This is a genomic window from Polaromonas sp. P1_G4 (genome assembly GCF_056405475.1).
Genome location: NZ_JBFUCA010000481.1, coordinates 1 through 3,270, shown reverse-complemented (window position 1 = coordinate 3,270; position 3,270 = coordinate 1). Strand labels below are relative to the sequence as shown.

The window sequence follows — 3,270 nt, the reverse complement described above, 5'->3', positions numbered from 1 at the left end:
CAGCTGGCATGCCCGGCTGCGGGCGCTGCTGCGGCACTGGCCGCTCCGGCATCGTCACGGGAGTCGCTACTGAATTGATAGCTGCTTGCGCCCGTTCCGTCTGGGCTACAGGCTGTTTTTTCTCAAAATTTTGAGMGGTGGGTGGTTCTTGTGAAACACGCGGCGCAGCGGGCACGGGCTCATCATGGGCAGGTTCGCGTGCAGCGGCAGGCGCCGGCGCCGCACGCCGTTCAGGCAAAGCCTCGGGCGCATGGGCCCGCGCCACCTCAGGCTGGGGCTTTTTTCCGGGCTCGGCGGCACCCCCCGCATGGGTGGTAGCCGAAGCCGAGGGTTTGAAGGCCAGCAGGCGCAGCAGCACCATGGTCAGGCCCRCGTATTCGTCGGGCGCCAGGCCCAGTTCACCGCGGCCATGCAGGCACAGGCTGTAAAGCAGCTGCGTTTCATCGGCGGGCAGCGCCTGGGCCAGCCGCGCCGTCTCCGCGATATCCGGGTCGGCTCCGTCGTCGCCCGCCCCCATCTCGGGTACGGCCTGCAACACCGCCATGCGTTGCAGCACCGTCGTCATTTCCTCCAGGGTGGAAGCCGCGCTCAAGCCGTTCAGCCGCAACGCTTCGGAGGTTTCGACCACKGTTTTGCCGTCGCCGCGCGCCAGGGCATCAAGCAGGCGGTAGACATAGCTGCGGTCCACGCTGCCCAGCATGGTGCGCACACTGGCTTCTTCGAGCTTGCCAGAGCCAAAGGCAATGGCCTGGTCCGTCAGCGACAGGGCGTCACGCATGGAGCCGCGCGCCGCACGCGCCAAGAGGCGCAGCGCCTGCTGCTCGGCCGGAACGTTTTCAACGCCCAGCACTTGTATCAGGTGCTCCAGCACCGTCTCGGGCGCCATGGGCCGCAGGTTGAACTGCAGGCAACGCGACAGTACGGTGGCCGGCACTTTTTGCGRGTCGGTCGTAGCCAGCACAAACTTCAGGTATTCAGGAGGCTCCTCCAGCGTCTTGAGCATGGCGTTGAACGCCGTGTTCGTGAGCATGTGCACCTCGTCGATCATGAAGACCTTGAAACGGCCGACGACAGGTTTGTAAACAGCCTGCTCCAGCAACTGCGCAATTTCATCGACGCCGCGGTTGGACGCAGCGTCCAGCTCGGTGTAGTCGACAAAACGGCCGCTGTCGATGTCGGTACAGGCCTGGCACACACCACAGGGCGTGGCCGTGATGCCGCCCTGCCCGTCCGGGCCCACGCAATTGAGCGACTTGGCCAGAATCCGCGAAATCGTCGTCTTGCCCACGCCCCGCGTGCCGGTAAAAAGGTAGGCATGGTGCAAACGCTGAGTTGCAAGGGCATTGCCCAGTGCCTGCACCACATGCGACTGCCCCACCATTTCCGAGAAATTTTTGGGACGGTATTTGCGGGCAAGAACGAGATAGGACATCCGCCCATTCTAGGATATGGCCCCCACGCTTTTCACTTCGTGTAATGCGCTGCCCCCCGAGGGGGCCGCTGCGCCTGCGGTCTGGCAAAGCCAGTCCCGCGGCCCCGGCKGGAATAGATCGCTCGGTGCCCTTTTCACTGATGGGGGTATGCCAGAGGGGTCATTCCCAAGTCCCTTACAATCGAGGGTGACGGGCCTTCCCGCATGGTAAAGCGGCCAACCGGGTCAGGTGGGGAACCAAGCAGCCCTAACTGTGGAGTCAGTGCCGGGGTCAAGGCTCGTCACCTTATTCATCTCAAATCCGCGCTTCTCGCGGGTTTTATGCCTAGAGCGGCTTCCCGCTGCGGTTTTGTATCACTTGAGTGTGCCACTTCATTAATTTATGAAGTAGGAAAAGACATGGCTCAAGTCGAAGGATTGAACCTCCGGGGCTCCCGGTGGTGCGTCAGAATCCTGGTTCCAAATGATCTTCGGGACACCTAGACACCTTCTCCTCGCGGTGCAATCCAACGCTTGTACACGCCTTTAGCCTCTTTATCGAGGTAACTCGCATAGTCGCGAGCCGTTAGATGTCTTTGCTCTTCACTTGGCCCTGTTTTCTCTAGGTCTCGCCTCCACCGATCACGGGCAGTCACAAGTTGCTTATAAATATCAACTGGTGCGTCCGAGGAAGTAGCGCGAAGTCGCTGCATATGCGTACCCACAATGATGTACGGCCGACGCGGGCTATCCCCGTAAACGTCGTTCTGCGCATGCCAAAGCGCGATAGCCAAGGGTCGCCCAAAGTACTTCGCCATAAGCTTTGTCATCACCTCTTGCGCCTCAACATCAGACACACTAAACAATGTACCTACGTAGGCTCTGGCGTTTCCGAAGACGAAGTTTCCAGCAAGTCTGTGCCAGGATGCGCATGCGTTATTTAGCACAATCGGGCAGCCATAATTGGCTAGAGATCGAGGCACGGCAATGAAATTTCCATCAGACATTTTCAGTGCAGCTGAACCCACAACACGATTAATTAGTTCTTTCTTGACTGGCTGCAGGCGCTCCGGATCTCTTGTGCGCTCTATGTAGTCATTGATCGCAGTCCCAACGTATAGCGACTTCTTCTTCTCCGAATCATTCCAATCAACCCCATCCAGTGACACGAATCGCGTGAACTGCATGACGTCAAGCTTTTCACTACCGGGAACTACTGAAACGCTGATAGCAACATCGATCACTAACGTGCGATCACGTCCTTCGCTGTCAGTGTATTCGTAGGTCCATCTCCAACCTGACGCATCGCCGCAATGAGTCGATACAAGCAAAAGATCGTATGGGTAGAGCTCGACCGCCCGCGTTACCTCATAGACCGTTGCAGCTCGACTGCAAACGCCTCGTATAAACACTGACCGTGATCTCAGGGCATCCACTGCGGCGTCTATCTCTCCCGCATTCACCTCGCCTGGGTCTATTAGCATAGCGACGCGTATACCGGGCGATCCGCGCTGTTCAGCCTGAAGTCCGCTCGCTATGCACGTCCCAAGATCGGGGTATGCGAAAAGGTGCGTTGTTGGAACTTCTGGAAAAGCAAACCCCCAAGGCAATTTTTGAGTTACGAAGGTAATTGAGCGAATACCAGCAAGAGAAACATTTGCGGCGTGAGACCGCAGCGATTGACGCACCGCCTGTAGAACATCAGTTGGTGATTCTTCATGATGGTCATACAGCCCATAGAGCTGATCGAGAATGACGTCAGTTTCTTCCTCGCTCATTTCGGGAATAAGGCAGAAACCAGCGCCAAGGGAAAACGCGTAGTTGGCAGCAATAACTTGAGCCAACTGGTCACCCTGTTC

General features: G+C 58.1%; 2 protein-coding genes and 1 other RNA gene. 1 reads left to right on the top strand and 2 read right to left on the bottom strand.

Features of this window, described 5'->3' with window-relative positions; translation table 11 throughout:
* The coding region (gene dnaX, locus AC1D1X_RS19120; RefSeq protein ID WP_477698906.1) for a DNA polymerase III subunit gamma/tau at positions 1-1,432 on the bottom strand (1,432 nt) is incomplete at its 3' end.
* 189 nt (positions 1,433-1,621) lie between these two features.
* On the opposite strand from dnaX, the gene ffs reads away from it, so the two are divergent.
* Positions 1,622-1,718, top strand: an RNA gene (gene ffs / locus AC1D1X_RS19115) — signal recognition particle sRNA small type.
* Between the two features lie 193 nt (positions 1,719-1,911).
* Here ffs and AC1D1X_RS19110 read toward each other — a convergent pair.
* On the bottom strand, positions 1,912-3,270 hold a 1,359-nt coding region (locus AC1D1X_RS19110; RefSeq protein WP_477698905.1), incomplete at its 5' end, for a hypothetical protein.